The organism is Mycobacterium neumannii (assembly GCF_002245615.1).
Classification (GTDB): domain Bacteria; phylum Actinomycetota; class Actinomycetes; order Mycobacteriales; family Mycobacteriaceae; genus Mycobacterium; species Mycobacterium neumannii_A.
Map to the genome: position 1 here is coordinate 422847 of NZ_NKCO01000001.1, position 24014 is coordinate 446860.

Annotated in this window: 22 protein-coding genes; 5 read left to right on the forward strand and 17 right to left on the reverse strand. The window is 65.6% G+C overall.

Annotated features, from left to right (window positions below; all coding sequences use genetic code 11):
* Position 1: 1 nt before the first annotated feature.
* The 5 genes from CEX88_RS02200 to CEX88_RS02220 form a co-directional block, all read right to left on the reverse strand.
* The gene (locus tag CEX88_RS02200) at positions 2-889 is read right to left on the reverse strand and encodes an SDR family oxidoreductase (protein ID WP_094292306.1); all 888 of its coding nucleotides are present in this window, start codon (positions 887-889) and stop codon (positions 2-4) included.
* A 58-nt stretch (positions 890-947) separates the two neighbouring features.
* The gene (locus CEX88_RS02205) at positions 948-2093 is read right to left on the reverse strand and encodes a spirocyclase AveC family protein (protein WP_094292215.1); all 1146 of its coding nucleotides are present in this window, start codon (positions 2091-2093) and stop codon (positions 948-950) included.
* A gap of 3 nt (positions 2094-2096) precedes the next feature.
* Complete coding sequence (locus CEX88_RS02210; RefSeq protein ID WP_094292216.1) at positions 2097-3209, reverse strand: ABC transporter substrate-binding protein; 1113 nt, start codon at positions 3207-3209, stop codon at positions 2097-2099.
* 61 nt (positions 3210-3270) lie between these two features.
* Positions 3271-4077, reverse strand: coding sequence for a CbbQ/NirQ/NorQ/GpvN family protein (locus tag CEX88_RS02215; RefSeq protein ID WP_094292217.1), 807 nt, complete (start codon positions 4075-4077; stop codon positions 3271-3273).
* A 55-nt stretch (positions 4078-4132) separates the two neighbouring features.
* Positions 4133-5836 (reverse strand): nitric oxide reductase activation protein NorD, encoded by a 1704-nt coding sequence (locus tag CEX88_RS02220; RefSeq protein ID WP_094292218.1) that lies wholly within the window; start codon positions 5834-5836, stop codon positions 4133-4135.
* An 80-nt stretch (positions 5837-5916) separates the two neighbouring features.
* Here CEX88_RS02220 and CEX88_RS02225 point away from each other — a divergent pair, with 80 nt between their 5' ends.
* The 4 genes from CEX88_RS02225 to CEX88_RS02240 all read left to right on the forward strand — a co-directional run bounded on the left by CEX88_RS02225 (position 5917) and on the right by CEX88_RS02240 (position 9564).
* Positions 5917-6846, forward strand: a complete 930-nt coding sequence (locus CEX88_RS02225) for an SDR family NAD(P)-dependent oxidoreductase (RefSeq protein ID WP_094292219.1) — start codon at positions 5917-5919, stop codon at positions 6844-6846.
* 91 nt (positions 6847-6937) lie between these two features.
* On the forward strand, positions 6938-7585 hold the full coding sequence (locus CEX88_RS02230; protein ID WP_094292220.1) for a nitroreductase family protein: 648 nt from the start codon (positions 6938-6940) through the stop codon (positions 7583-7585).
* On the forward strand, positions 7582-8115 hold the full coding sequence (locus CEX88_RS02235; protein WP_238381920.1) for a nuclear transport factor 2 family protein: 534 nt from the start codon (positions 7582-7584) through the stop codon (positions 8113-8115). The genes CEX88_RS02230 and CEX88_RS02235 overlap by 4 nt, the downstream gene beginning before the upstream one ends.
* Positions 8116-8253: 138 nt before the next feature.
* Positions 8254-9564 (forward strand): TetR/AcrR family transcriptional regulator, encoded by a 1311-nt coding sequence (locus tag CEX88_RS02240; protein ID WP_238381921.1) that lies wholly within the window; start codon positions 8254-8256, stop codon positions 9562-9564.
* On the opposite strand, the gene CEX88_RS02245 is transcribed toward CEX88_RS02240, so the two are convergent.
* Genes CEX88_RS02245 through CEX88_RS02260 form a run of 4 tightly spaced genes read right to left on the reverse strand, consistent with a single transcriptional unit; the run spans position 9551 to position 13807 of the window.
* Positions 9551-10747, reverse strand: coding sequence for a cytochrome P450 (locus CEX88_RS02245; protein WP_094292222.1), 1197 nt, complete (start codon positions 10745-10747; stop codon positions 9551-9553). The two genes, CEX88_RS02240 and CEX88_RS02245, sit on opposite strands and share 14 nt — an antisense overlap.
* A complete protein-coding gene (locus CEX88_RS02250) occupies positions 10744-11733 on the reverse strand; it encodes an LLM class flavin-dependent oxidoreductase (RefSeq protein ID WP_066844792.1) in 990 nt (329 codons plus the stop codon). The genes CEX88_RS02245 and CEX88_RS02250 overlap by 4 nt, the downstream gene beginning before the upstream one ends.
* Positions 11734-11749: 16 nt before the next feature.
* Positions 11750-12823 (reverse strand): NAD(P)H-dependent amine dehydrogenase family protein, encoded by a 1074-nt coding sequence (locus CEX88_RS02255; protein ID WP_094292223.1) that lies wholly within the window; start codon positions 12821-12823, stop codon positions 11750-11752.
* A 15-nt stretch (positions 12824-12838) separates the two neighbouring features.
* Positions 12839-13807 (reverse strand): LLM class flavin-dependent oxidoreductase, encoded by a 969-nt coding sequence (locus CEX88_RS02260; protein ID WP_094292224.1) that lies wholly within the window; start codon positions 13805-13807, stop codon positions 12839-12841.
* A 141-nt stretch (positions 13808-13948) separates the two neighbouring features.
* On the opposite strand from CEX88_RS02260, the gene CEX88_RS02265 reads away from it, so the two are divergent.
* Positions 13949-15061: an NAD(P)H-dependent amine dehydrogenase family protein gene (locus CEX88_RS02265; protein WP_094292225.1), complete on the forward strand. Its 1113-nt coding sequence runs from the start codon at positions 13949-13951 to the stop codon at positions 15059-15061.
* On the opposite strand, the gene CEX88_RS02270 is transcribed toward CEX88_RS02265, so the two are convergent.
* From CEX88_RS02270 to CEX88_RS02305, 8 genes are all read right to left on the reverse strand, one after another.
* Positions 15039-15515 (reverse strand): Rv2253/PknI dimerization domain-containing protein, encoded by a 477-nt coding sequence (locus CEX88_RS02270; RefSeq protein ID WP_476638863.1) that lies wholly within the window; start codon positions 15513-15515, stop codon positions 15039-15041. The two genes, CEX88_RS02265 and CEX88_RS02270, sit on opposite strands and share 23 nt — an antisense overlap.
* Entirely contained in the window at positions 15515-17206 is a 1692-nt protein-coding gene (locus CEX88_RS02275; protein ID WP_094292309.1) for an MCE family protein, read from the reverse strand. Before CEX88_RS02275 ends, CEX88_RS02270 begins: the two co-directional genes overlap by 1 nt.
* Positions 17206-18366: an MCE family protein gene (locus tag CEX88_RS02280; protein WP_094292226.1), complete on the reverse strand. Its 1161-nt coding sequence runs from the start codon at positions 18364-18366 to the stop codon at positions 17206-17208. The genes CEX88_RS02275 and CEX88_RS02280 overlap by 1 nt, the downstream gene beginning before the upstream one ends.
* The gene (locus CEX88_RS02285; RefSeq protein ID WP_094292311.1) at positions 18363-19775 is read right to left on the reverse strand and encodes an MCE family protein; all 1413 of its coding nucleotides are present in this window, start codon (positions 19773-19775) and stop codon (positions 18363-18365) included. The genes CEX88_RS02280 and CEX88_RS02285 overlap by 4 nt, the downstream gene beginning before the upstream one ends.
* Positions 19772-20872, reverse strand: a complete 1101-nt coding sequence (locus CEX88_RS02290) for an MCE family protein (protein ID WP_094292312.1) — start codon at positions 20870-20872, stop codon at positions 19772-19774. The genes CEX88_RS02285 and CEX88_RS02290 overlap by 4 nt, the downstream gene beginning before the upstream one ends.
* A complete protein-coding gene (locus CEX88_RS02295) occupies positions 20872-21897 on the reverse strand; it encodes an MCE family protein (RefSeq protein ID WP_066844806.1) in 1026 nt (341 codons plus the stop codon). Before CEX88_RS02295 ends, CEX88_RS02290 begins: the two co-directional genes overlap by 1 nt.
* Positions 21894-23087, reverse strand: coding sequence for an MCE family protein (locus tag CEX88_RS02300; protein ID WP_318284585.1), 1194 nt, complete (start codon positions 23085-23087; stop codon positions 21894-21896). The genes CEX88_RS02295 and CEX88_RS02300 overlap by 4 nt, the downstream gene beginning before the upstream one ends.
* Positions 23088-23681: 594 nt before the next feature.
* A complete protein-coding gene (locus tag CEX88_RS02305; protein ID WP_064398671.1) occupies positions 23682-23987 on the reverse strand; it encodes a DUF2469 domain-containing protein in 306 nt (101 codons plus the stop codon).
* Positions 23988-24014: the final 27 nt, after the last annotated feature.

A 24014-nucleotide genomic window follows, 5' to 3' on the forward strand; every position in this document is an offset into this window, starting at 1 on the left:
GTCAGCCATGGTCTCTGCTCCCTCGTAGCGCGCCGAACCGCGGGATGCCCATCATCAGCCGGATCATCTGGTGCAGCCCGGCCGACGGGAACACCCGGTTGGCGATCAACAACATTCGCGCGTCGGGGCCGACCGGCCGCTTGACGAACGGTTTCGAACTGTCCAGTGCTTCGGCCAAACCCTCCGCGAACTTGTCGGGCGACCGTGCGGCCATGCGCATAGCGGCCCGCCCACGCTTGTCCATGGTGCGGTGATGCGGCGCATAGGGACCGGTCAGATCGCGACAGTCGGTGGTTCCCGCATCGGTGATGATCTCGGTGTCGTAGGTACCGGTCACCAGGATCGTGACGCCGATGCCGAACGGCGCGATCTCGGCGGCCATCGACTCGCCCCAGCGTTCCAACGCGCCCTTGACGGCCGAATACGGTGCGGTGGCAGGCATTCCGCGCACACCACCCTGGCTCGACACCAGCACGATGCGACCGCGCCCGGCATCGCGCATGGACGGCAATAACGCCCTGGTCAATCCGACGGGACCGAAGATGTTGGTCGCGAACATCTGCTCCCACAGATTCACCGGTGTCTCCTCGACCATTCCCGCCGCCGAAATGCCGGCGTTGTGCACCAGCGCATACGGGGCGCCGACCGCCTCCTCGATCGACTTGGCCGCCGCCTCGATCGAGGCGGTGTCGGTGAGGTCGAGCGTGACACCGACCAGGTTCGGATCGTCCGGCACCGCGCCGGTCGCCTCACGCAGCCGTTGCATGCCGGCATCGACGGACCGCATGGCCGCGACGACCCGCCAGCCGCACCGGTACAGATGAGACGCCGATGCCAACCCCAGCCCCCGCGAGGCGCCGGTGATGACGACGCTGCGCTCAGCCCTCATTGTCTGTTCTTCGCGCAAGCGCTCATCACCCATTGTCTGTTCTTCGCGCAAGCGCTCATCACCCATCCTGGGCGTCCGGTGCGCACCGATTGCTCTTCTCACCCAGTTCCACGTCCGGGCGCCCGTCGGGCTGCCCGCTCATCCAGGTCGACATGATCCCGACGGAGTACGGACCCGGTTGGCCGTTCGCTTCGTAGAAGCCCTGCGGGTCATAGACCTTCACTTCCGGATACGGCCACGGGCAGGCCACCGACGTCGAGATCTTGGTCGCCTTCACGATCGCGAAAAGCCCGCCGTAACAGAAATAGGCGACGTTGATGATCACGAACATCACCACGAAGGTGCCCAGCCTAGGCCTCGAGGCGAAGATCCGCGCCCGCTGAGCAAGCTTCTCCGCGACGGACTTACCGGTGTCGTCGCGGTAGAGCAGCACACCGGCGGGGATCATCACGAACGTCACCGCCACCACTTCCCAGATCAACGGGAACTGATAGGTGTCTCCGGTGAACACCGACGCCCACGGCGGCACCTGCGAATAGATGTACATGCCGGTGCGCACCAGGGTGATCTCGAGCGCCGCGTCCACCACCACCCCGATAGGGAAGATGATGGCCGCCAGGCTGATCAGCGGATGGCGCCACACGAATGACTCGACAGGCCTGCGCGCCTGCAGTTTCCGCAAGATCCAGATCGCCGGGAAATAGGGCCCGAGATAGAACATCACGTAGCCGAGGACCACGAACGGTTCCACCGTCGGTGACAGCGACACCAACGGCCAGTCCTCGGGCAGGTGCGCCAGCTCGGGGTTGTAGACCGCGAACGGCGACCAGTTCATGATCGGGTCTTGCCACACGATCAACGACGTGACGAGTGCCATCAGCAACGTCGGGTTGTGCGGGTTTCGTCGCCAGTGCACCACCCACAAGGTGATGATGACGGCCATCGTGATGACGGTGAAGGTCTCGAGGATCACCACCCAGGTGGACGTGCTCCACCCGAACAGCACCTCGACGGGCCGCGGTGTCCCCTCGACATCGGGATTGGCGATGCGTGGGGACCCCGGACCCTTACGGGTGTTGACGGCGAAGAACACGGCAACGGCAAGGAGTGCCGCCACCGAGATCGACGGCCCGAGCCAGGACCGTTTCGTCGGCCCCGGAGAGGCCGGCGAGGTGGCTTCGGCCTTCGGCGTTTCAGTGGTCACGGTTCACTCCTCACCAAAGCGGTCGACGAGATGAGAGTTGACGCCGTCGGCGTCCAGCCTTCGGGCGACCAGATACCCGGCGCCCATCCACGCCCGGCGCGTCCAGTTGCCGAACGAGACGCGGGTCCCCGGCGCCCCCGCGGCCGCGGGCATCATCTTGACGCGTTCCAAGGCCTCCTTGACACCGCGCGGACTCAGCGGATGCGCATCGCTGCACGCGCGAAGCAACGCTGTGGCGACGTCGCAGTTCACCACGGGCACACAGTATTCGGGCCTGCGGCCGAACTTCTCCTGGTACTTGTCGAGGAACCGCTGGCCGACAGGGTTGCCCTCGTCGTACTGGTCGACGCCCGTCCACCCCATGAACGCGTTCCACATGATCGGGTTGATCCACGCGTTCTGGAAAGCCGTGCTGGTGAAGCGCGGTGGATCCCAGCCGAGTTCTTCCAGAGCAGGGTTGACGAACACGATGCCGAACCCGAAACCGGCGTGCACCACGGCCTGCGCCTTGGCTTCGTACAGAGTCCGCACCGCTTCCGAGACATCCTGGGCCGTCTGCGCGATCGCGACTTCGGCGACGATCCGGATCCCCTTGCGACGGCACGCGTTCCGGAAGTTCTTCACGTATGTCTCGCCGACCAGTGACTGCTCCATGAGGACGCCTACCTCGTGGTGTCCGCCCTTGGCCAGAAGGTCCGCCCAGAAGATCGGCTCGTCGGTCAAAGAACCCTGCGGAAACGCGAACGTCCACTCCCCCAACCACGCGTCGCTGCCGGTGACGCTGAGCGCGGGCACCCGGAACCGCTCCTCGATGGCCTCGCGGGTCGGCACGCAGTTGTCGGTGATGTGCGGGCCGAACACCGCGAGGCACCCCTCGTCGACGAGTTCGCCGTAGGCGTCGATCACCGCTTTGACCGAACCTTTCGGCAGCCCCTCGACCTCCTTGTAGATGATCTCGATGGGCCGATCGATCACGCCGTTCTCAACCGCCTCGGCGAATATCAGCTCGAAGGGATTGGACAGATCTTCCTTCATCTCCTGCGGGTAGAGGTCGGGCAGCTTGAAGTCCATGAGGTACCCGAACTTGATCGGTTCCGCGGTGCTCTCGTAGGACATGCCACCTCCGTCGTTGGAAACCTAATATTTGTTCAGACAGTAGCGAGGGTCATGATCAGGGTCAATCACCCGGAGCCTGGTCGACCAAGTACGCGTCGATCATCTCGACCAAACCGCGGGTCACGGTGGCGTCATCGGTGAGCGGGCCGGCGATCGCGGCGCGCGCGGCGTCCCGTGGGGCCAAACCTTCGGCGATCAGCCGACCCGCGGCGATCAATACCCGCGTGGAAGCGACTTCGCGGAGTCCCCCCGTCTCCAACCGCCGGATCGCATGACCCAGCCGGACCAGTTCCGCGGCACGGTCGTGCGCGATGCCCGCTTCGCTGGCGACGATCTTCTCTTCGACGTCTGTTGTGGGAAAACCGAATTCGATCGCAACCATCCGCTGCCTTGTGGAGTCCTTGAGATCCTTCAGCACGCTCTGGTAGCCCGGGTTATAGGAGACGACCAGACAGAACCCCGGCGCCGCTTCCAGCGTGACCCCCAGCCGTTCGATCGGCAGTTGTCTGCGGTGGTCGGCCAGCGGGTGCAGCACGACGGTGGTGTCCTGCCGGGCTTCGACGACCTCGTCGAGATAGCAGATCGCACCGTCGCGGACCGCACGGGTCAGGGGCCCGTCGACCCACTCGGTCTCACCGCCGCGTAGCAGAAACCGGCCGACGAGATCGGCGGTGGTCAGGTCGTCATGGCAGGCGACGGTGATCAGCGGACGATCCAGGTCGTGGGCCATCGCCTCGACGAACCGCGTCTTGCCACAGCCCGTCGGGCCCTTGAGTGCGATGGAAAGCCCCTGCTTGTATGCGGCCTTGAAGACCTGCTCCTCGTTCGCGACGGGCACGTAGTAGGGCCGCGGTGGCTTCACCTGCATGGCTTCCCTTCGGTTCGAACTCGCTTAGGACCCTAGCGCGGAACAGATGTTTGGTTCAAGATGCAGACGCAGTCGACACGCGCCGGCGCAGGTCTGCGGTGCGCAGCGCCGCGCGGAACAGCGGACCGATCACGTCGGCCAGCTGCGTGGGCTTGGGTATCGACGCGTGTGCAGCGCTGCCGAACACCATGGCCAGCTCCCCGGAGTCGGTGGCCGCGCCGATCGTCAAGCACAAGCAGCCGATACCCTTCCGCCGGGCCTCCCCCAGCGCCCGGCGTACGTCGGCCGCACCGTAGCGCCGTTCGTAGCCGTGGTCGTAGGCCAAGCCGTCGGACAGCACGACCAGCAGACGTCGTGACGTGCCCGCCTTCTCCGTCATCACCGCCGTACCGTGCCGAACGGCCGCCCCCAGCCGTGAATAGGCGCCCGGGGTGAGGCTGCCCAGGCGGCGCATGACCATCGCGTCGAGGTGATCGTCGAAACGCTTGACCGGCACGAGATGAACGGCCGAGCGGCCCTGTGACTGAAAGGCGTACAACGCGACACGGTCTCCGAGGTCATGGAGGGCAACGGTCAGCGCCGCTGCGGCCGTACGCTGCTGCTCGTGCACGGTCTGGCCGAAAGTGCCCGATTCACCTGCCGAACCGGAGACGTCGAGCAGGACGAGCACGGCCAAATCGCGACGCCTTCGCAGATTGTCGAGGTAGACCGCCTCGTCGGGCGTCGAACCCGCCAGGGTTTCGACGCGCGCCTCGACCGCGGCATCGACGTCGATATCGTCGCCCTGGACCTGCCGGTGACACCGGTCCAGCCCGATACCCAGGCGGGTGAGGGGGCGGCGCAAGGCGTGGACATCCGGGCGAACCAGCGCTTCCCGCTTCTCAATCGGTGCGTCGATCTCCACCACGGTGCACCAGTCCGGCCGGTAGCCGCGTCGCTGGAAGTCCCACTCGTCATACGTGCGCCCCCCGGTTGTGGAGGCTTCCCAGCCGTCGGAGTCCACCGCACCGGCCGCACTCGAGGTCACCGCACCTGCGCCACGAAATCCCCTGCGGGAGCGATGGGTTGGCGTATCCGCGCCCGGCGTGCCCGCACCGGAGAGTTTGCGGACACTCTTTGTCATCCTTTTCAGGAGCCTGCCGAGCGCACCGCCCCCACCAACAGGACTCGTGAAGGGATCCATCATGTCTTCGCCGTCGTCGAAGTCGTCATCGCCGTCGTCGAGGTCGGCCAGTTCCTTGTTCGCCTCGCGCCGAGGGACGTGCCCGCCGGCCGATTCCACCTGGGCGGCGGAGGCGCGGTTGGCCAACAGCTTCTGCGCCCTGATGACGCCGAACCCCGCGGGTGGATCGGCGATGTCACGACTTTGCCCCGCCACCTTCAACGAACCGACCGCCGAATCCGCGCGGGCGGCGAGGTCACAGTCGACAAGGCGGCGCACACCCGACGGCAGCAGGTCGTCGTTGACCGACAACGCTCGCTGACCCTCGACCGCGAGGTACCGGCGCGCCAGGGCCGGCCGTCTGACGAGTTTGCGCACCACCTCCGTTTCCAGGCCTCCACTGGCCAGCAGCGAGGCCTGCACTGTTACCGCCTCGAGTTGGCGGTCCGCGCCGGCGGATGGATCGACGAACACCGTGACGCCGTCCGTCCATGCCGGTTCACCCGGTGCGGCAGGCGCGACCGCTACCGTGCGGCCGGCCAGGGCCGAGGCCAGCAGCGCCAAACGCCTGGGGTTGTCGGCGTCCTCGCTCGTCATCGAGCGCGCCCTTTCTCGTTGACCAAATATCTGTTCCAACGTAGAGTCCGACCGGACCGCCGTCAATCGCCGGAGGAACGATGATCGATTTCGCCGAGCAGGTCGCCGTGGTCACCGGGGCTGGCCGCGGGCTCGGCCGTGTGTATGCGCTCGAGTTGGCAAGGCGCGGAGCATCGATCGTCGTCAACGACCTCGGCGCAACCATGCATGGCGACGGCCGGAACACGGCGGTCGCCGATCAGGTGGTCGAGGAGATCACCGCGTCCGGCGGCACGGCCGTAGCGTCCTATGACTCGGTGGACAGCCCGGCTGGCGGTGAGGCGATCGTCCGAACCGCCGTCGACGCGTTCGGCCGGCTCGACGCGGTGATCAGCAATGCGGGCATCTTCAACTCCATCGCGTTCGACGAACTGACTCCCGTCGACTGGCGACGCATGCTTTCGGTTCATCTCGACGGTGCGTTCTACCTGTCGCAGCCCGCCTACCGGGTGATGAAGGGGCAGGGCTACGGGCGGTTCGTTTTCATCGCGTCGTCGGCGGGCGTGTTCGGTCAGCACCTGGAGGCGCATTATGCCGCGGCCAAGGCCGGCATTGTCGGCCTTAACAATGTCATCGCGCTCGAGGGTGAACCGCACGGGATTCGCGCCAATACCGTGCTGCCCTTCGGGATCTCCCGGATGGTCACCGAAACGCTGGGCGACCCGAAAGCCCTGGAGGACAACGGCTTCTTCGCCGCCATCCGTCCCGAGCTCGTCGCTCCACTCGTGGTGTACCTGGCCAGCCGGGCCTGCGATGTCAACCATCAGAACTTCTCGGCATGTGCGGGCCGGTTCGCCAGGGTCTTCATCGGGCTGAGCGAGGGCTGGCTGGCACCACGGGACGGTGATCCGACGGCTGAGGACATCGCCGGCCACCTCGAGGCGGTCGCGGCCACCGAGCCGTTCACCGTTCCGGGATCGATCTACGACGAGGTGTTCGCGGTGACCGGGCGCCTCGGCATGTCGGGCTGAATGTCACGGCTCGACTGGGCCTCGACATCGTTGACCCAAAGATCTGTTCCAGATTATCGTCGGGCGCGTAGACCGAGCGTAAGGAGCACCCATGGACATCGACGAGCTCCTCACGACCACCCGGTCGGCGCGCAAATCACTGGACCTCGACGCGCCCGTCGATCGTCGCGATATCGCGGACTGCCTGCGGATCGGGATGCATGCCGCCAACGGCTCGAACCAACAGAGCTGGCGTTGGGTGGCCGTATTCGACGAGAAACTCCGCGCGCGCCTCGCCGACCTCTACCGCGACGCCTATCTGCAGAGGGTCGGTGGGCAACTGGTCGCCGACCTGCTGCCGCCCGATACCCCGGGCAAGAAAATCATGTCCTCGACCGAGTGGCTGGTCGAGAACATGGCGAAGGTCCCGCTTCTCGTAATCCCCTGCTATGAACCGTATCTGCCGCGCGTCGACGGCGACGAGTCCTTTTACCAGGCGACGTTGTACGGTTCGATCTTCCCCGCCGTCTGGAATTTCGCGCTGGCGCTTCACACGCGCGGCTACGGAACCTGCGTGACGACGTTGCATCTGACCCACGAGGCAGCGGTCCGCGATCTGCTCGGCATCCCGGAAAATTACGTCCAGGGCTGCCTTCTGCCGGTCGGGCGGCTGCGGCCCGGCGTCAGATTCCGTCCGGCCGAACGCCGACCGATCGCCGAGGTGGTCGCCGTGGACACCTGGGAGGGAACACCGCTGTGAACGAGAGGCTGCAGGCGTTGTGCGACCGGGCAGACATCTTCGACTGCATGCAGCGGTACGCCCGCGGGATGGATCGACGTGACCGCGAACTGGTGCGTTCGGCCTACCACGACGGCGCCGTCGACGAGCACATCGGTTTCGTGGGCCCCGTCGACGACTTCATCGAGTGGGCATTTGCGTACCACGAGACGCAATCCCGCTACCAGCACTACCTGCTGAACCACACCGCGGACATCACGGGCGACCAGGCGCACACCGAAACGTACTATCTGTTCGTCGGCACCGACCGCGCCCCGGCAAACCACCTGACCGTCAACGGCGGCCGCTACATCGACCGGCTCGAGCGCCGGGATGGCCGTTGGGCCATCGCCGCGCGGGTCTGCGTCGTGGAATGGCACACCGAGGGAACGACGCTGATCACCGACGAGACCATGGGCTTTCTCGCCGACATCCTCACCGTCGCGCATGACCGAAGCGACATCTCCTACGAGCGCCCGCTGAACCCCGCTCGCTTTCCATCCAGCTCGTGACCGCCGGCCCGCTACCGGCGCTTCCACCTCGAGGAACCCTGCCCGGCGGCCCAGTTCTGGTAGCGTTAACCAAACTTTGGGTCGGTTCGACCAAACAGGTGGACGGGAGCCTGCGTTGGAGGTGTCGTGGGGCGTCGTGTGACGCCGAAGGCCGACCTCGCGAAGCACGCGGGCCATTCCTACGACGACGGCACCCGGCGGACCGAAATCTTGCAGACCGCGGCGTCGTTGATCGCCACGTCCGGGCTGCGTACGTCACTTCAGGAGATCGCCGACGCCGCAGGCATCTTGCCCGGCAGCCTGTATCACCATTTCGAGTCCAAGGAAGCGATCCTCGTCGAGTTGCTTCGGCGATACCACGAGGACCTCGATCGCATCGCCGATGAAGCCCTCGATCGGCTCGACGACCCCGCCCCGCTGTCGGCGTTCGATCGGATCGTGGAGTTGGGCGCCGCGATCGCCCAGTGCGCGGTGACCCACAGCGCCGCACTGCAGATGACGTTCTACGAGACACCGACCTCGAATCCGGAACTGGCCGCGCTGGCCCAACAGCGCCCGGCGAAGATCCTCGAAGCGATGGTGCAGACGCTACGTGCCGCGCGGTGGAGTGGTTATCTGCGACCGGACGTCGACCTGCCGGTCCTTGCCGACCGGATCGTCCAGTCGATGCGCCAAGTCGGACTCGATGTCATCCGGCACAGCGCAGGCGCCGACAAAGTCGCGGCCACGCTGTGCCGGATCCTGCTGGAAGGACTGGCCACCGTCCCTCCCGGTGACGCCGAACTCGATCGCTCCCCCGCGTTCATCGCCGCCGACGACGCGGTGAAGTCGTGGATCGAGGAGGAAGAGAACGCGCCCAACGACAAGGCTTCACACGTGCGCGCGGTCGCCCGAGCCGAATTCGGGCGAAAAGGCTACGAGGTCACCACGATCCGCGACATTGCATCGGCCGCCGGCCTCGGCACCGGAACAGTGTACCGCTTGATCGGGTCGAAAGAGGAACTGCTGGCCTCGATCATGCAGTCGTTCGGCGAGAAGGTCGCCGAGGTGGGGTGGACGAGCGTGCTGCGGTCCGAGGCATCGGCGGTCGAGAAACTCGATGCGTTGAGCTGGATCCACACCAACGCGCTCGCCCACTTCGGCGACGAGTTCCGGATCCAGTTGGCATGGATGCGACAGTCTCCTCCGGACACCCCGAACATCGCATGGCTGTTCACCAAACGCGTCCGCCAGATGAAATCCCTTCTCACCGCCGGGATCCGCGCCGGCGAGATCGCGATCGACGCACCGTCGAACGAGACTCTGGCCCGCGTCGTCATCGGGGTCTCGTGGATCCCGGAGAACCTGCTCCACGATCTCGGCCCCCGCGCGTCGCAGATCCACGTCCGCGACACCCTGCTGCGCGGCGTCACCACGCGCTCGACGGCCGAGGACGCTAGCCGACGATGATCGGCAGCCTGCCCCAGCCTCGCACGCTGGATGTGTGGGCCATCGCGGCGTCCGCGTAGTCGACCTCCCACTCGGGCCATCGGCGCAGCATCTCCTCGAATGCGACCCTGGCCTGCATCCGGGCCAGCGACGAGCCGAGGCAGAAGTGCAGCCCCTGCCCGAACGACAGATGCGATCCGCCGCGATGGATGTCGAATCTCTCCCCGTCGGGGTAGCGCCGTTCGTCGCGGTTGGCAGAACCGTTGAGCAGCAGCATCACCGAGCCCTCGGCGATCGCCTGCCCGTAAGCCTCGGTGTCGCGGGCGACATATCGGGCCTGCACCGGCGACGGCGCCTGGTAGCGCAACACCTCCTCGATCGCCCCGGGAATCAGCGAGAAGTCGTCGAGAAGTTCGCGTCGCTGATCGGGGTGCTCGGCGAGCATCTGAGCGATGAAACCGATCAGCCTGGTGGTCGTCTCGTTACCGGCACCGGCGATCATGCTCGTGTAGGTCATCACCTCGATCCGAGACAGCGGCCGCACCTGACCGTCGTCTTCGACCTCGGCGTTGAGCAATTGGGTCATCAGATCGTCCGACGGATGTTCGGCCCGCCACTCGATGTAGTCGGCGAACAGCTGGTAGGCGTTCTCGAACGTCGCCGCCGACACTGACTGAAAGCTCCCCTCCTTCAACCCAATCGACGCATCGGTGTTGTCGCGAATCTGCTGCTGTCCCTGCTCCGGAATACCCAGCAGGTAACCGATGGTCCGCATCGGGATCAGCGCCCCGAAGTCGCCGATCACGTCGAAACGGGAAGCACCCGTAAGGGAGTCGAGCGCACGCACGCAGAACTGGCGCACAAGGGGTTCGATGGCTTCCATCCGGCGCGGGGTGAAGACCTTCGACAGCACCCGTCGGTGAATGTCGTGAAGGGGAGGATCCTCGAACAGGATCACGCCCGGCGGTACGTCCACACCGCTCATGATGACGTCCATCGTGGTGCCCTTGCCCGAACGGTAGGTGTCCCAGTCGTGTAGCCCCTTGGCGACGTCGTCGTAGCGGCTCAACGCGTAGAAGTTGTACTTGTCGTTGTAATAGAGCGGCGCCTCGTCGCGCATCCTCTTCCAGATGGGGTACGGGTCATCGTCGATGTCGAAATCGAATGGGTCGTAGTACAGATCGACGGTGTTGGTATCGGTCATCTGCTGCTCTCTCTTGTCATCGTCGGGGTCGCTGCCGCGTCAGCGGCGCGCCTCAGATATGGCCACGCGATCTCGGGTGGAATACCGCCGCACAGCGGTGACAGATTGAGAAACCCTCCCCCGCGGATGATTTCGCGCGCCTGTTCAGAGCTGATGATCCGGTGCGAAGTGTAGTGGTGGCGCAGTTCCTCCACATCGCGAGCCGCCGAGATGCCGGCCGAAGCGTGGTTGTCCGGATTCCACTGCGCATACATGCGGGCGTCGTGAAACAGGTGTTCGCCGATCTCGTCCCACCCCTCGTCGACGTCATCGGCGACGAACGTGACCGTCGGCGTGTCGGGCGGGGGTAACAGCACACCGCCGGGCTCGTGCCCGTGCGCGCGCGACGCGGTTTCGTACGCGTCCCGCATACCGGTCACGCTGCCATTGGCGAGAAGACCCAGACCGTAACGTCCGGCGCGGCGCGCCGCCGCAAGGCTGGCACCGCCCCACATCAAAGTCGGCCCGCCGCGAGTGCACGGTGGCGGTGACACCATGATGCGGCGGTTGTCGTGCACGGTGGGCCGGCCGGTCAGCAGCGTCCGCAACAAGTCGAGATTCTCGTCGGCCAGCGCGCCCCGGCGCGACCGGTCGATACCGAAGTGCTCGAACTCTTCGGGCCGGTAGCCCAACCCGAATACATACGAAGCCCGGCCGTTGCTGAGAATGTCGAGCACCGCAACGTCTTCGGCCAGCCGAACGGGATCGTAGAACGGCAGTATCACGACCACGCTGAGCGCCAATCGCTCGGTACGGGCCGCGATCGCCGATGCCAACATCAGGGGTGCCGGCAGATAGCCGTCCTCTGATCCGTGGTGCTCGCACAGCACCGCCGCCACGCACCCGTGCTGCTCGGCCCACGCCGACATGTCGATTGCCGCCGCATACAGGTCGGTCGTCGCCGCACCGAAACGCGGTGCCCGCATGTCGAATCGGATCGAGAACATCGCTGACTCCCGCTGCTCACCCGAACGCGTGCCGGGGCAACGTGTTCGGCAGGTCCAGCGAACTCAGCAGACCGGCGGGAGCCGCCACCACGTAGGGAATCGCGTTGACCACGCGCATCGCGGTGGCGGCCATCGCCGCATGCCCCGCGCCGTGGCCCTCGGCGGCGCCGAGGTTCATCGCGCAGTGGATGTCGGGATCACCGTCGATGTCGACGCGATACGTGGCGTCGAACTCCGAGGTCGGCCAGTCCGGCGCCACGTCGCGTGCCATCCGGATGATGTGCTGGACGACGATGGCTTCCCGGCCGTTGACCACACCCGCGGCCCTGGTGCTCACCGCGCCACACGTCCCGGCCTCGATCGTGCCGAACGCCACCTCGATGTCCCTGTCGGTCACGCGGCGGTCGAGGCTGCCGCGGACCTCCTCGACCTCGACGCCGAGACCCGCCGCGATCAGGTGGATCGGTGCCCGCCAGGCCATTTCGATGAATCCCGGAGTCTTCAGCAGCGGTTCGAAATCGAGCGGGCGTCCGAAGCCCATGCCGTTCATCATCACATCGGCCACCGGGTAGTGGTCATTGAGCGCGACCTCGGTGACGGTCACGCAGCGGATCCGCTTCGACTGCGTGGCCAGCACCAGCGCGAGCTGATCGGAGCCGAAGCCGGGAAAGATCCCCGAGGCGTAGAAGGACGCGCCGCCTCTCTTCGCAGCCTCTTCCATCTGGTCGCGCCACTCCGGTGAGTAGTAGGCAGGCGGATAGATCAGGGTGGTCGACGACGTCGACACGACATTGATCCCGGCGTCGAGGAGTTTCAGGTAATCGGGCACCGCTCCCGCATCGCGTTCCGGTCCGCTCGCGGCGTACACCACGCAGTCCGGTTGCAGCGCGACCAACTCGTCTGCGTCATTGGTGGCTGCCACCCCGATCGGATCACCGCCGGCCAAGGCCCCAGCGTCCTTGCCGATCTTCTCCTCGGAGTGCACCCACACCCCGACCAGCTCGAGGTCGGGCCTGCCCCGGATCGCGTCGATGGCAATCGATCCGACGCCTCCTGTCGACCAGACGACGGTCCTCAGCGGTGTTGTCACGGATTCTCCTGTCGGTCAAGTAGATGCGGCCGCCGTCGCGGCGCGTTCGAGATACGGCCAAGCCAGCTCAGGCGGTAAACCGCCGCACAGTGGAAGCAGCGGAAGCGGCCTGCCGTCTTGGACGTACGCGGCGGCCTCCTCGGGTGTGAAGATGCGATACGGGCCGCCCGGTTCCCGCAGTTCGGACACGCTCTGTGCCCTTGAGATGCTCGCCACCGAATCGTCGCCGTGCCGGTAGGAGGCGGCCATCACCGCGTCATGCAGCAGGTACGGTCCCAACTCCTGCCATGCCGCGTCCACATCGTCGGCGACAAAGACGGCCGTCGCCGCCCCCTCGCCGGGGAACTGCATGAGGCCTGGCTCGAATCCCTTGTCACGACATTCGTTCTCGTAGAACCGTTTCAACCCCTCAGAATCCACCTGGGAGATGAAACCGAGCCCGTGCCGCGCGGCGCGCCGGGCGGCGGCCCTGCTGCCGCCGGCGATCAGCAGGTACGGCCCGCCGGGAGTCGCCGGAGGCGGCGTGACCTGGACGCGGCGGCCGTCGATGTCGATCGGTTCCCCGGTCAACAGTCGCAACAGCTGCGCCAGCGACTCGTCGGCGACCGCGCCCCGTCGGCTCGTGCCCACACCGAAGTGCTCGTACTCCTCGGCGCGGTGCCCGATGCCGAACGCATAAGAGACGCGGCCGCGACTGATGATGTCGAGCACGGCGATGTTCTCGGCCAGCCGGACGGTGTCCCAGAAGGTGATCGGCACGGCGGCCAACATGATCGCCAGCCGGGTGGTTCGTGCGGCGATCGCCGACGCCAGGAGGTGCGGTGACGGCAGATGCCCGTCCTCGGTGCCGTGATGTTCGGAGAGCACGGCGACAACCGCACCGCGCGTCTCGGCCCATTCGCACATCTGCACAGCGCACGCATAGAGGTCGGTTGCAGGCGCGCCGGCAGCGGGCGCGCGCATGTCGAAACGAAGCGTGAACATCAGCGCCGCAAGAAGGCCGAAGGATCCACGACGACCGACTCTAACCTAATTTTTGTTCTGGCTGCGCTTAATAGTGAATGCTATTCTCAGACCTGGCCCGAGACATGGATCTCGCCCCGTCGCGCTCCCCGAGGAGGATCGATGACCGGAGGCAAACACCGCGTGGTGGTCTGGTCGACCGGCGGAATCGGGTCGATTGCGATCCGCGCGATTTCGCAGCGACCCGACCTGGATCTCGTCGGGGTGTGGGTGCACTCCCCCGACAAGGACGGCATGGACGCGGGCGAACTCGCCAACGGACAGCCGATCGGGGTGGCCACCACCACGGACGCCGATGCGTTGATCGGGCTGCGGCCCGACTGCGTCGTCTATGCGGCAAGCGGGCCCGAACGTGACGCGCTCGCCATCCCGGACTATGTCAAGCTGCTCAACGCCGGCATCAACGTGGTGACGACGAGCACCACCCACCTGGTCAATCCGCACGCCTACGAGCCAGCCGAGTGGCGTGACCAACTGGCCGCGGCGGCCAAGGGGGGCCAGGTCTCGCTATACGCCTCGGGCATCGAACCGGGCTTCGTCGCCGACTACCTACCGCTTGTGCTTTGCACCCAGTCCTCACAGATCGAGAAGATCCACGCCTACGAGATCGGCCTCTACGACGACTACGGCGTGCCCGACATCATGAGCGACGCTTTGGGATTCGGCCGCCCGCTCGACTACCAGCCGTGGATCTCGTTCCCCGGCGCGATCGCCGGCGAATGGCAGGGCCAGATCCGCATGGTCGCCGAAGCCCTCGGCGTCGAGGTGCAGGAGGTGCGCGAGACGTTCGACCGCACGGTGACCGAGCGGCCGCTCGAGGTGGCGATGGGCACCGTCGAGGCGGGGACGTGCGGCGCCCTGCGGATGCAGGCCATCGGCATCGTCGACGGCCGCGAGGCGATCGTGATCGAACACGTCACCCGATTGGCGGCGGATGTGGCTCCGCAGTGGCCGACGCTGCCGAATGCCCTCGGCTATCGGATCGTGATCACCGGTCAGCCCGACATCGAGTGCACGATGGCAGCCACCGTCCGCGACCGCAAGGACGCGGCCATCGAAAGCATGACCTCCGGCGCTGGCGCAATGGTCGCCACGGCCATGCGTGTCGTCAATGCGGTGCCCTATGTCATTGCCGCACAACCCGGTCTGCTCAGCTCGGTCGAGCTACCCTTGACGATCCCGCGGCACGCATTCAACCCACGCGGGTCAGCCTGAACGGCATCTCGATGTCGAGCACCTTGTTGAAACCGCAGGCGCCACTGGGACCCTCGGTCTTGTCCCACCCCTGGTACTTGTTGGGGTCCTGCGGATAACCCAGCCAGAACACCCACGACTGCTTGCCCGGGTAGGCCGTACCGTCGATGCACGGTTCCCAGTCCGGCACGGTCCTGGTCACCTTCCACCGGCCGCTCATATACACCAGATCCGCGCTCCAACCCTGATCGCTCTCGACCCGACCAGTGCAATCCTGATACGTCGTGCATGTCGAGGTGATGGTCCAGGTCTGGGTGACGCTCGCCTCGTCGTGGCGCGAGTCGTTGGTTGTCGCCCACCGGCCGTCGGAAAACGCGGTGAACACGCCGTTGATCGCGACCTCGTTCTGCGCCTGTGCGAGCGGCGCGGAGTGCACCGCCGCGGTGATCGTCACCGCGATCGTCAACGCCCGTATCACTGCTCGCCTCCCTCGTAGATCAACTGCTGCCACGACTTCGGGCTCTGCGCGAGATCGGTTTGGCGGCCGACGTTTCCGTCCGGCGTTGCATACTGGCCGGTCTGCGGGTCGTAGTGCGCGATGGCGACGGATGGTCCCTCCGCGGAGCGCCCGGTGGTGACCGAACTCGGCGTTGCGGGTACCGCCCCGGCCGGAGGCGGCGAACCGTCTGACTGCGGCGGTGGCCCGTGTGGGGTCCCCGCCTGAGGTGCGGGTGCATCGGCGGCGCCCTGCTGGTCCACCGGTTGCGAAACAAGGGGCGGGATCGCGTTCGGAGGCAGCGACGGCATCTTCGCTCCGGGTGCGAGCGGCGGAGGCGGGATCGGCGGCACCATGCCCTGCGGCAGCGGCGTGCCCTCCAGCGGGGCGAAGAGGTTCTCGTCGGCCCTGACCCGGTCGTCGGGCGGCACGCCCTGTGCGATGAGATTCGGATCGATCGGATACGCACCGAGAGTGTGCTGGCGCATCGCCAGCGGTTCATAGGGTTTGTCGCTGTAGCACTGCTCGACGGTCGGCGCCCGCTTACCGGGCACCCCCATGCACGGCGCATTGCGCGCACCACGCACGATGATCGGCGAATCCTGCGGCAGCTTGCAATAAATCCCGTCCGGCGTGTCGACCGTGGTCTGATCGTCGGGGCTCCGCCATTGCGAGGGCGGCAGGAAGCCGACGGTGCACGGGTTGGGGTCGGCCATCTGAATGCGGAAATCACCCAGGGCGATACCCGTGGGATTGTTATGGGGAGCCGACGACTGCACGTTGGCCACGAACGGCGGTAACAGCACGAGCACCTGCTCCAGCGAGGGACGGTAGGTGACTGCAACCTGACCGATGGTGGTCATGTTGGCCAGCAGCACCGGCAGTGTCGGCTTGATCTGTTCGAGCAGGGCACCGACCTCGTCCGCGGCGGTGGGGCCCTCGTCCAGAAGAGTGCGGAGCTGCGGGTCATTGGCCACGACCTGACCGGTGATCCCGGCGAGGCGCCGCGCCCACACCCGCAACGAGTCGGTCGAGCGGACCTGCGAATCGAGCAGAGGCACCGAGTCTTCGGCCAACCTCGCCGAGCGCGACGGGTCCTCGTTCAGGGCTTCGGAGACCGTGGCTGACGAGTCCACCAGCGAACCCATGTCGAAGCCGGCTCCGCTGAACGCCTTGTACGATTCGTCGATCAATTCGCTAAGGCGACCCTTGGGGATGCTCGCGATCAGGGTGTTCACCTGCTCGAGCATCGGGCTCACCGGCTGCGGAATCGTGGTGTCAGACATGGCGATCACCGATCCGTCTTCCAGATATGGCGGCGACTCGGTGCGCGGAAGCAGCTCGACGTACTGCTCGCCGACGGCTGACACGCTGCGCACTTCGGCCTGCAGATCGGCCGGGATTCTCGGCGAGGTGTCGAGCCGCAGCGTCGCGGTGGCCCGGGTGCGGGACACGTCCATCTCGGTCACCTTGCCGATCTGCACCCCACGATAGGTGACGTTGGCGAACCGGTAGAGCCCACCGGAGGACGGCAACTCCATTGTGACGGTGATCTTCCCAATGCCCAGCAGGGTGGGCACCTGCATGTAGGCGAACACCATTGCGACCACGCCGATGATCGACGCGATCGAGAAGATCACGAGCTGAATGCGCACCATCCGCGGCAGCATCAGCCACCACCCCCCGGTTCCCACGGTGCGGGCGCAGCATTGGGAATCGGGCCGAAGGGCGGCGAGGTGCCTACGCCCAATGGGAATTTGGTGTAGTACGCGTCGTATCCGGGGTCACCCGGCGCGGGAATCAACGATGCACGGTTCTGCCCGAGCGCGGTGCCGAGCAGCAATCCACGCTTGAGCCGCGCGTTCGTCCAGTCCACCGTGACGAAGAGATTCACGTAATCACCGCGCACCCCGCGGTCGATCAAGTTCTGGCTCAACGGGAAGGTCGGCAAGGCAGCCAGCGCAGTGTCGATCTCTGCGCCCACGTCGGCGAGCGCGCGCAGGGTCGGCTCCAAGTTCTGCAGATTCGTCACGAGGTCGGCCTGCGTGTCGTTGATCAAGCCGGAAACCGTATCGCTGAACTGCCCCAACCGCTTCAGTGCGGTGGTGAAGTTGGGTCGTTCCCGGATCAGGACGTCGAGCGCGGGTGGAATCTTGTCGAGCGCGCGGGTGAGCAGCCGTTGTTCATCACCCAACCGCTGCGAGAACCTGTTCAACTCGTCGATGGTCGCGATGATGTTGTCGCGCTGTTGGTACAGGGTCCCGACGAAGGTGTCCAGCCGGGTGATCAAGTCGCGCACCGTTCCCTGACGACCCGACAGCGCGGTATTGAAATTGGCGATGATGTCGCCGATCTGGCCCAGTCCCCCGCCGTTGACCACCGCCGCCAGGGACGACAGCGTCTGTTCCGTCGACGGATAGGTCGACGTCCTGTCGAGAGCGATGGTGGCGCCGGGACTGAGCCTGCCGCGCGGTTCGTCGCCGGGCGGCGGGTCGAGCGCGACGTGCATCGATCCCAGGAGGCTGGTCTGCCCCACCGTGGCCACAGCGTTGCCGGGCACCACGACCTCGGGCTTCACCGAGACCTCCAGGTCGATGTGCCAGCCGTGCAGCGTCATCTTCCCGACGCTGCCGACCACGACATCGTCGATCATCACCGGCGAATTCGACTCGAGGGTCCCGATATTCGCAAGTTCGACGTGGTAGACGTTGCTATCCGGCCCTCGGCCCACCGCGCCCGGCAGGGGTAGCGAGTTGACCCCTTGGAATGAGCAACCGGTGACCGTCAGCAGGATGCTCAGGCCGACCGCCACCATCCGACGAGCCGTCATGAGGGGGCTCCACCGTGTGGGACCGGGGCCACCGTCGCCGGTGGCGCCTGCGCACTCGGCCGCTCGGCGGGCAGCAGCATGTCCTGCACGGTCGGCGGGCCGGGTGACGCCGGCGCGACGGCCGCGGGCGGCAGACCGGGCGGGGCGGGCGGCGCGCCCCATCCGGGAGGCGGCGGCACGTCGCCGATTCCGGTGTAGGCCGACACCGCGGGCGGGGGCTCGGGCTGATCGTCGGGCGGCCCGCCCGCCCCGGGCATCAGTTCCGGTTCGGAATACCGCAGCATGTACGGCGGCGGGTTCGCTGTCAGGAACAGGCTGAACGGGAACGGCACGTTGTTGATGCTCGCCGTGCGCAGGCCGGGCCCGAGGTACTGCGCGCACAGCTTGCCTGTGGTGGGCGAGGTGACGTTTTGCAGCGCCCCGATCATGCCGCAGATGGCCCACACCGGATTCGACAGGTTGTTGAGCACGAACACACCGCTGGCGGCGCCGGTACGCGGGTCAAACATGTTGACCGCGTTGGCGATCGAGTGCGGCGCGATGTGCAGTACGTTCTCCAGTGCCATGCGATTGTCGACGAGGTTCTGGGTGACGCTGGCCAGTCGCTGAATCTGTTCGGCGGTCTGGTCTCGGCTGCCCCTGATGAACCGGGTCGTCTCGCCCACGACGTCGGACAAGTTCTTCAGCGCGGCGTCGAGATCGGATCGGCTGTCGTCGACGACGCTGGTCAACGTCGCGAACCTGTCCTGGAACTGCACGATCTGCTCGTTGCTGTCGCGCAGCGCGGTGACGAACGTCTGCAAGTGGTTGATGGTGTCGACGATGTTGCCGCTGCCGTCGGCGAGTATGCGACCGACACCCGAAAGCTGGGCAAGCGTTTGACGCAGTTTGTCGCCGTTGCCGCCGAGCGCGCCGGCCGCGCTGTCGATGAACCTGCCGACCGAACCAGTCGACATACCCTCGGCGGGGCCAAGGTCCGTTGCCAGGCGCATCAGCTGCTCTTTGACCTCGTTCCACTCGACCGGAACTGCCGTGCGGTCCAACGGGATAACGGCACCGTCGGCCATCACCGGCCCCGACTCGTAGGCGGGTGTCAGTTGGACGTACCGCGCCGAGACCAGGTTCTGCGCGACGATAACCGCCTTGGCGCCGGCGGGCACCCTGATGCCGTGGTCGACGACCAACCTCATCTCGGCCTGCGTGCCGACCGGTTTGATCGATTCGATGGAGCCCACCTTGACGCCGGCGATACGGACCTCGTCACCGGGGTAGATGGCGGTCGCGGTGGTGAAGTGGGCGGTGATGGTCGTTGGCCGCAACACGGTCTGCCGGAACAGGACCACGGCTCCCCCGACGAGCGCCACCGCCAGCGCCACAGCAAGCGAACGCTTCACCCAGATGTTGTTCATCGCCCCGGACCCCACTGCTCATGGGGCATCGGAATTCCGTTGTACGGGAACGGAAGCTCGGCGCGCGGCCCGGCATTGTCGGGCGGCTGGCCGGCGTTGACCCCGCGCCGGAACCCGAACGCATAATCGAAGAACGGCTGGAAAATCTGACCGAAGAAGATGTTGGGTATGTAGGCCTGGTAGTAGGGACCGTTACCGATCGTCTCGCCCAACGTGATCTGGAACTTCGCCAGCCCGGGAAGCGCTTTGGCGATGTTGTCGCGGTTGCGCTCCAGGATCTCGGTGACGGCGTTGAGCTTCTCCAATGTGGGGGCGAGCTGTTTCTCGTTGTCGGCGATGAGGCCGGACAGCTGCTTGGATAACGCCGATGTGTGCGCGAGCAGTTCGACGATGGCGTAGCGCCGCGCCGACAACACCGACACCAGGTCGTTGGCGTTCAGAATCAGCGTGCTCACCTGCTGGCTGCGGTCCGACAGGATCTCGGTGACATCGGCGCCGTTTGCGAGCAAATCGCCCAGCGTTTCGTCACGGTCGTTGATCGCCGTTGACAACCGGGTCAGCCCGTCGAACGCCGGGCCCAGCTGCGGCGCCACCTGGTCCAGGGTCGCGGCCAACGTATCCAAGGACTGGTTCAACGACGCGGTGTCGGTGCCCGCGGTGTTGCTCGTCAGCTCGCTGACCGCTTCGGTCAACGAATACGGGGATGCGGTGCGCGACACGGGGATCACGTCCATCGGGTCCAGTGACCCCTCGCCCTTCGATTCCAGGGTCACGACCCGCTCGCCCAGCAGGGTTCCGGTCCGGATGTGTGCGGTGGTGTCCGACCCCAACGACACCGAGCCGTCGACCACCATCGTCACCAGCGCGTTGCGCCCCTGGAGCGCAACGGTGGAGACGGTCCCCACCTTGATTCCCGAGATCGTGACGTCGTTGCCCGCCGCCAGCCCGCCGGCGTCGCTGAACTGCGCCTGATACCGCACCGCGGTCGCCCATGACACCAGTCGTTCGGGAGCGAGCCCGACGGCGATGACGAGGACGATCAGCACCACGCCGAGGATTCCGGCGCGGATGAGTTGTCTGCCACGGTATTTCAGCATCAGGGCTCGGCACACCTCCCGTTTTCCTGTTTAAGCCAGGGGAAGACGGCGGTGCGGCCCTGCAGGTCGGTCACCCGCCACTTGAGTTCGCAGATGTAGTAGTTGAAGAAGCTTCCGTACGACCCGGTACGGACCAGTTTCCGGTAGTTCTCGGGCGCCTTCTGCAGGCTCGTGTCGATCCGGTCCTTCTGGAAGTCGAGGTTGGGCGCCAATCGGGCAAGCTCATCGATGGTGCCCGCCAGCGGCGCGCGCGCATCGCTGAGGAGGTCGGCCACGGACGCCGAGCCGTTGTTCAGCGACTCGATCGCTGTGCCGATCGGGTCGCGTTCAGCCGCAAGCTCCGTGACGAGCTTCTCCAGGCGGTCGATCGTGCCCGAGAACTTGTCCCCCTCGCGATTCAGGGTCGTAAGCAGGGTGCGCAGATTGTCGATCAGCGCCTGGATCGTCTGGTTGTGCTCGGCAAGGGCTGTGGTGAATCCGGAGGTGTTGTTCAGCAGCGACTGCAGGGTGCCGCCCTGCCCCTGGAAGATCTGGATCAGCGACGCCGACAAGGCGTTCACATCCTCCGGATTGAGTCCCCGGATAACGGGTTTGAGGCCGCCGAGAAGGAGGTCGAGATCAAGGGCGCCCTGGGTCCGTTCCACCGGAATCTGTGAGTCGGGTGGCATCGGTGTTCCGTCGGGCCCCTCGATCAGCTCCAGATATCGGTCGCCGACCAGGTTCAGGTACCGGACCGCGGCTCGCGTGCCCGTGGTCATGCGTACATTCGGATCGGCGTCGAAGCTGACCAGCACGGTTTTGTCGGGGCGTAACTTGACGCTGTTGACCGTGCCGACCCGCATCCCGGCCACCCGCACGGACTGTCCGGTTTTCAGCCGGGAGGCGTCGGCGAACACCGCCGTGTAATCCTTGGTGCTCCCGGTTTGGTATTGACCGAAGATGAAGAACAGCGATGCGGTAAGCAACGTCATCACGAGCGCGAAAAGCCCGAACTTGACCACGGTCGGCCGCAGCGAACGCCTCATCCCGGCATTCCGATCTGTGCTGTATTACGGGGCGGCCCAGCGGTTTCTGTGTCGGGGAACATGATCTGCTTGATGATGTCGGCATTGAGGACGATGCCCGGATAGGTGCGTCGCCACGGATTGGTACCGGTGTCTGCCACCACATACGGTGCGGCGGTCTCGAACGGCAGCTTCGGCAGCCCGGTGCACTGCGGACCGCCCTCGGCGCCTGCCTTGGGCAGATCCAGAGGATAGCGATACCGCTCCTGCGCCCACAGGAAGCCGGCCAGCACCTCGACGCCCGGCGCTTTCAACGGTGGGAAATGCGCTGACTCGACTATGCCGGCCAGCGCACACCACAACGCCTGGTTGTATTCGTTGGTCAATGATGTGGTCGGGACCAACAGCCGCACGACGTCGGTCAGCGCCTGACGGTTCTGCGCGATCACCTCGTTGCCGACATCGGCGAGCCCGATCACGCTGACGAGCGCCGCATCGAGATCGTCTTGTTTGTCGACGATGGACTCGCTGATGGTCGCCGCGTTGTCGGCGATCGACACGAGATCCCCTGACGCGTCTGCGTATGCGCGAAGCACTCCGGGAGCCAGTTCCAGATCGCGGTTGAGCGCCGGCAGGCTGGGCTCGAGCGTCGCGAGGTAGGAGTCGAGGTCGGAAAGCATCTTGCCGAACTTCTGTCCACGACCGGATACGGCTTGGGCGATCGCACCGAGCGTGGCATTCAGTTTCGCCGGTTCGATCGTGGACAGCACCGAGGTCAGCTGCTCGAAGACGGTGTTCACCTCGACCATCACATGCTGGGCCTCGATCACCTGACCGGCGCGCAGCGATTGGGGTGACGGCTCTTCGGGAAAGACGAATTGGACTTGTTTGGCGCCGAACACCGTTGGCGACGCGATGTCGACGAGCGCGTTGGCCGGAATCGCATCGAGCCGCGAAGGATCCATCGCCAGATGCAGTGCCGCCTCACCGCTGGGCAGTTCTTCGATCGCCTCTACCCGTCCCACCTGGACGCCACGGATTTCGACCTTGGCATCGGGATTCATCACCAGGCCGGCGCGCTGCGAGATCACAGTCACCGGAACGGTATCGGCGAAGTCGCCGCGAAATAGGCTCGCCGCCAAAGCGAACACCGCCACGAGTGCGGCGATCGACGCCAATCCGACGAGCGGGCGCAGCAGATAACGCTTCACCGATCGCTCCCGCGCTCATGCCCGAGGCGCTCCGCACCGCACCCCGCCGATCGGTATGACAAGCCCGCTTTCCCCCCAGTGTGCGATCGAGGACGGTGCAGGACTTTACGCCGGAACATATCTTTGGGTCAATCGCTCCCGTTATCAAGCGGATTTTCTTAGTCGCAGATCCTCTCCCCGGTAGCGGCAAGGCCACTATTTGTTTGCTGCACAAGAATGACACACAGTTCACTGCACTTCAACAGGCAGAAATGGGACACTTCGGTGTTATCTGTCTCGCGCTCGTGACGTACGTGACCAGATTGTCAGGTAGGCCGACCGTCGGGCTTGCATGGAACAATGATTAGGCCCACCGCGGGCATTATTCAGCGCAATGACAAGTCGACGGATACAACGCGTCGTCGACGATGCGACTCAATCGTGCCGTGCGACCGACGCCGCGCGAAGCCAAATGGCAATTATTACGAGAATAGAGACGGGCAGTCTTGGAAAGGCCGGCCCCTGTGATTCGGCGCGAAACGTGTTGGTATTTCGGGCGACTACTTACTGTCGCAAGCGTCAGTTGATCGACGCGGCGCGATCGAGGCGCCCCGCCTATTCCGGGAGCCGCAATTCGGGCTTTTCGACCTCTTCGATATTGACGTCCTTGAAGGTGATCACGCGGACCTGTTTGACGAAGCGGGCGGGCCGGTACATGTCCCACACCCAGGCGTCGGCCAACCGCAGCTCGAAATAGACCTCTCCGTCGGAGTTGCGCGGCACCAGTTCGACGCTGTTGGCGAGGTAGAACCTGCGCTCGGTCTCCACCACGTAACTGAACTGGCCGACGATGTCCTTGTATTCGCGGTAGAGCGAGAGCTCCATCTCGGTTTCGTATTTCTCGAGATCCTCGGCACTCATCGCTCAGCTGTCCTTCATCTTGGTCGC

Coding starts and splice junctions, on each gene's coding strand:
- CEX88_RS02200 (WP_094292306.1), bottom strand. CDS start 889: ATGAGGGCTGAGCGCAGCGTCGTCATCACCGGCGCCTCGCGGGGGCTG.
- CEX88_RS02210 (WP_094292216.1), bottom strand. CDS start 3,209: ATGTCCTACGAGAGCACCGCGGAACCGATCAAGTTCGGGTACCTCATG.
- CEX88_RS02215 (WP_094292217.1), bottom strand. CDS start 4,077: ATGCAGGTGAAGCCACCGCGGCCCTACTACGTGCCCGTCGCGAACGAG.
- CEX88_RS02220 (WP_094292218.1), bottom strand. CDS start 5,836: ATGACGAGCGAGGACGCCGACAACCCCAGGCGTTTGGCGCTGCTGGCC.
- CEX88_RS02225 (WP_094292219.1), top strand. CDS start 5,917: ATGATCGATTTCGCCGAGCAGGTCGCCGTGGTCACCGGGGCTGGCCGC.
- CEX88_RS02230 (WP_094292220.1), top strand. CDS start 6,938: ATGGACATCGACGAGCTCCTCACGACCACCCGGTCGGCGCGCAAATCA.
- CEX88_RS02245 (WP_094292222.1), bottom strand. CDS start 10,747: ATGACCGATACCAACACCGTCGATCTGTACTACGACCCATTCGATTTC.
- CEX88_RS02250 (WP_066844792.1), bottom strand. CDS start 11,733: ATGTTCTCGATCCGATTCGACATGCGGGCACCGCGTTTCGGTGCGGCG.
- CEX88_RS02260 (WP_094292224.1), bottom strand. CDS start 13,807: ATGTTCACGCTTCGTTTCGACATGCGCGCGCCCGCTGCCGGCGCGCCT.
- CEX88_RS02265 (WP_094292225.1), top strand. CDS start 13,949: ATGACCGGAGGCAAACACCGCGTGGTGGTCTGGTCGACCGGCGGAATC.
- CEX88_RS02275 (WP_094292309.1), bottom strand. CDS start 17,206: ATGCTGCCGCGGATGGTGCGCATTCAGCTCGTGATCTTCTCGATCGCG.
- CEX88_RS02280 (WP_094292226.1), bottom strand. CDS start 18,366: ATGACGGCTCGTCGGATGGTGGCGGTCGGCCTGAGCATCCTGCTGACG.
- CEX88_RS02285 (WP_094292311.1), bottom strand. CDS start 19,775: ATGAACAACATCTGGGTGAAGCGTTCGCTTGCTGTGGCGCTGGCGGTG.
- CEX88_RS02290 (WP_094292312.1), bottom strand. CDS start 20,872: ATGCTGAAATACCGTGGCAGACAACTCATCCGCGCCGGAATCCTCGGC.
- CEX88_RS02295 (WP_066844806.1), bottom strand. CDS start 21,897: ATGAGGCGTTCGCTGCGGCCGACCGTGGTCAAGTTCGGGCTTTTCGCG.
- CEX88_RS02305 (WP_064398671.1), bottom strand. CDS start 23,987: ATGAGTGCCGAGGATCTCGAGAAATACGAAACCGAGATGGAGCTCTCG.